The 2,882-nt window shown below is 71.2% G+C and carries 6 protein-coding genes and 1 pseudogene; all 7 read right to left on the reverse strand.

What is annotated here, in order from left to right; genetic code table 11:
- A partial coding sequence (locus ENN83_RS09170; RefSeq protein WP_287186150.1) for a transposase occupies positions 1 to 414 on the reverse strand: 414 nt, incomplete at its 3' end.
- Entirely contained in the window at positions 405 to 647 is a 243-nt protein-coding gene (locus ENN83_RS09175) for a hypothetical protein (RefSeq protein WP_287186152.1), read from the reverse strand. The genes ENN83_RS09175 and ENN83_RS09170, both read right to left, overlap by 10 nt.
- Positions 644 to 799, reverse strand: coding sequence for a hemin uptake protein HemP (gene hemP, locus ENN83_RS09180; RefSeq protein ID WP_287186153.1), 156 nt, complete (start codon positions 797 to 799; stop codon positions 644 to 646). Before hemP ends, ENN83_RS09175 begins: the two co-directional genes overlap by 4 nt.
- Positions 796 to 966, reverse strand: a complete 171-nt coding sequence (locus ENN83_RS09185; RefSeq protein ID WP_287186155.1) for a hypothetical protein — start codon at positions 964 to 966, stop codon at positions 796 to 798. Before ENN83_RS09185 ends, hemP begins: the two co-directional genes overlap by 4 nt.
- Positions 967 to 1,046: 80 nt before the next feature.
- Positions 1,047 to 1,985 carry an NAD-dependent epimerase/dehydratase family protein gene (locus ENN83_RS09190; protein ID WP_287186156.1) on the reverse strand — a complete coding sequence of 313 codons (939 nt, stop codon included), beginning with the start codon at positions 1,983 to 1,985 and terminating at the stop codon, positions 1,047 to 1,049.
- Entirely contained in the window at positions 1,982 to 2,500 is a 519-nt protein-coding gene (gene hutX, locus ENN83_RS09195; RefSeq protein WP_287186158.1) for a heme utilization cystosolic carrier protein HutX, read from the reverse strand. Before hutX ends, ENN83_RS09190 begins: the two co-directional genes overlap by 4 nt.
- A pseudogene (locus tag ENN83_RS09200) lies at positions 2,497 to 2,882 on the reverse strand (hypothetical protein); the annotation flags it as partial. The pseudogene ENN83_RS09200 and the gene hutX, both read right to left, overlap by 4 nt.

The raw sequence follows: 2,882 nt of genomic DNA on the forward strand, positions 1-2,882 counted from the left end.
CCGCGAAGCCAGTCCCCGCTCGACCACCAGCGGGGTCAGTCCGGCCGAAGAACTGCTCGCCAGCCGCATTGCCGGATCTTGCCGCAAGGCGTCGGCATCATCATGATCCCGCCAGCCCTGCGCGGCCAGCAGGACCGTGGTGCACAGCAACGAGGCAAGGTCGTGAGTCACATCCTCTTGCCGGCGAGGATCCACCAGCCGAGCCGTCGTCCATCCGATGATGCCGCTGGCTTCCATGATCTCGCGCAGGAGCACGGCGCCCGGTTCACCGGTCAATCGATCCGCTCTGGTCTCGACCCGCAGGGACCCGTTGAACCGTGGCGTGACGGGCACTACTGTTTCACCCATCCGCGTGTCCGATGCTGCCTGTAGTTTTTGTCTAGCCGCTTGAATATACAGCGCTTTCAGGCGCACGCAGCCTTTTCCCAAGATTCGGGCGAATAAGCCGGGCTCACGATATCCAGAGCCTCTTCGCTGGCCTCTGCCCTGCTGCCAAAGACCTGCGCGAAGTTGCGCCACATCCGGGCGCGGGCCTCGGGTCCGGCGCCCCAGCCGCGCAGGCAGCGGATCGCCGACCGCTCGACCGGCGGCAGGTCTGTGAGCCTGGCGACCGGTGCGGTGCCACGGCTGCGGGAAAGCGCGCTCATTTGGTCAGGATCAGCTTGCCCGCGCGGGTGATGCGCAGGCTATAGGCGACCCCGTCCAGCACGATCACCGCGGTGGTGCCGCCCCCGGTGAGGATACGGGCATCGTGGAGCGGCAGCGCGACGGCCTCGCGCATGGCTTCGGTCCGGCTCATCGCGCCGCCTCCCGCCTGCCGATCCGGTCCAGCAGCGGCTCCAGGCCCGCATCGCCCGGCACCGGCCCGTTGCCCTCGGCCGACAGGACCTCCCGCCAGATGTCGTGACGGTCTGCCGCACTGGCGTCGTCCTTTTCCATGCCCCGTGCTGTCGTGTTCGGTCTCATCGTCGCCCTCCTGCTGGTCTCGTTCCCCGCACGGGCGCCCATGGCGCGGTTCCGGCTCCGGTCGGTTTCCCTGCCCACCGTCACGTCGCATCGGCCATCTCCGCGGCCGCTGTCTCTGCGGCGAGGATCGCGGCCAGACCCTCGCGATAGGTCGGATGGCGCAGGGCAAAGCCTGGCAGCGCCTTCAGCCGAGCGTTCCGCACTCGGCGGTTCTCGGCCCAGAAGGCCGCGGCCATCGGCGGCAGGCCCGCATCCTCAAGCGGCACGCGCGGCGGTTTCGGCAGGCCCAGAAGAGCGGCGGCATGGTCCAGAAGCTCGGCCGGTGTGGCAGGCAGGTCGTCGGCGAGGTTCGTGACCCGCGTCCCGTACGGGTGACCCATCGCCGCGACGACGGCACCGGCGATGTCGTCGACATGGATGCGGTTGAACACCTGCCCGGGCTTGACCACCGCCCGCGCCCGACCCGAGCGGACCTGCGCCAGCGCGTTACGCGTGCCGGGGCCGTAGATCCCGGCAATGCGCAGGATGTCGAGCGGGACGCAACGCTGCCGGGCGAACGCACGCCAGCCGAGTTCCGCGCCGATCCGGCCGCGCGCGTCCGGCGTGGCCGGGGCTGGCGGCCGCGTCTCGTCGATCCAGGCGCCGCCGCAATCGCCGTAGACGCCGGTCGAGGACAGGTAGCCGATCCAGCGCAGGTCCGGCAATTTGGCGCCCGAGGACAAGACCGCTGCCAGCACGGGACAGGCGACCTCGGGCGGGGCCGCACTGTCGGGCGGGATCGACACCAGCAGGTCCGTCACCCCGTCGAGCCAGTCGCGCAAGGTATCGGCGGCGGCCGGCCGGTCCGCGTCGAAGAGGTGCGCGGCAATGCCCTTCCGTGACAGATCGGCGGCGCGCACCGGATCACGGGTGGTGACCGAGACGCGTGCGCCCTGCGCCTGAGCCAGAGCCGCGGCGCGGCCACCCGCATAGCCCGCCCCGAAGATGAAGACATGGCGCCCGGCCAGCGCCCCGCTCATGCCGGCCCCCGGTTGGCCAGCCGGTCGCGCAGCGTCTCGAAGGCGGCGACCTGCGCGGGGATGAGGGCGCGGTTCGCGTCCCGGCCGAGATAGATCTTGAACAGGCACCCGCCCTGCGCGTCGAGGAACTGCACCGAGCGCGTGTCCATCCCGAAGAGCGACCGCGCCACGAAGGCCACCTGCGCACAGGCGCCCTCCCGGATATGCCCGCCGATGGGGCGGCCGTGCAGGTTGAAGAAACCCTCCGCGAAGCGGCCCTCGGGCAGGTCGCCCTTCGCCTCGAGGATCACGTCGCCGGTGTTCATCACCAGCGTGATCTCGCCCCAACGGGCGATCTCGGCCATGACCTCTGCGAAGGCGGTGCCGGGCACCAGGACCGCCTCGTCCTTGGGCAGGCAGGCCAGAACCTCGGCAAAGCTGGCGCCGGTGCGCGCGGCGACATCCTCCAGCGCGGAACCGGGATGGGCGGCGAGCTCGGCGCGGAGCGCCGCCGCAGCATCTGGTGTCGGGGTCATGCTTGGATCTCCTCGATGGTGGAAGGGATGGCCCGGGCATCGGTCCAGGCGATCAGACGCGCGGTCATGGCGACCTGCCAGAACCGGCCGGCGAGTGTCAGATCTGCGGCACCCGCGCGGGTCGTCAGCAACCCGGCGCGCTGCCATTGCGCCAGAAGCGGCGCGGCGATCTTCTCGAACCCGGCCGCAACCCCGCAGGCGGCCAGCGCCTGGTCCGCCGGCCCGAAGGCAAGCCGCCCGCGCTCCATCCCCGCCTTGATCGCGTTGTGGACGGCGGCGAGCGGCGCGGGGCGCATCATCCCGGCGACCAGCCCCGCGCCGCTCGCCGCCGTCCACAACGCGATCAAGGCGGGGATGGAGCGCGGGCGGCTTGCCTTCGGGC

The organism is Rhodovulum sp. (assembly GCF_011048875.1).
Classification (GTDB): Bacteria; Pseudomonadota; Alphaproteobacteria; order Rhodobacterales; family Rhodobacteraceae; genus Rhodovulum; species Rhodovulum tesquicola.

Coding starts and splice junctions, on each gene's coding strand:
- hemP (WP_287186153.1), bottom strand. CDS start 799: ATGAGCCGGACCGAAGCCATGCGCGAGGCCGTCGCGCTGCCGCTCCAC.
- ENN83_RS09185 (WP_287186155.1), bottom strand. CDS start 966: ATGAGACCGAACACGACAGCACGGGGCATGGAAAAGGACGACGCCAGT.
- ENN83_RS09175 (WP_287186152.1), bottom strand. CDS start 647: ATGAGCGCGCTTTCCCGCAGCCGTGGCACCGCACCGGTCGCCAGGCTC.
- hutX (WP_287186158.1), bottom strand. CDS start 2,500: ATGACCCCGACACCAGATGCTGCGGCGGCGCTCCGCGCCGAGCTCGCC.
- ENN83_RS09190 (WP_287186156.1), bottom strand. CDS start 1,985: ATGAGCGGGGCGCTGGCCGGGCGCCATGTCTTCATCTTCGGGGCGGGC.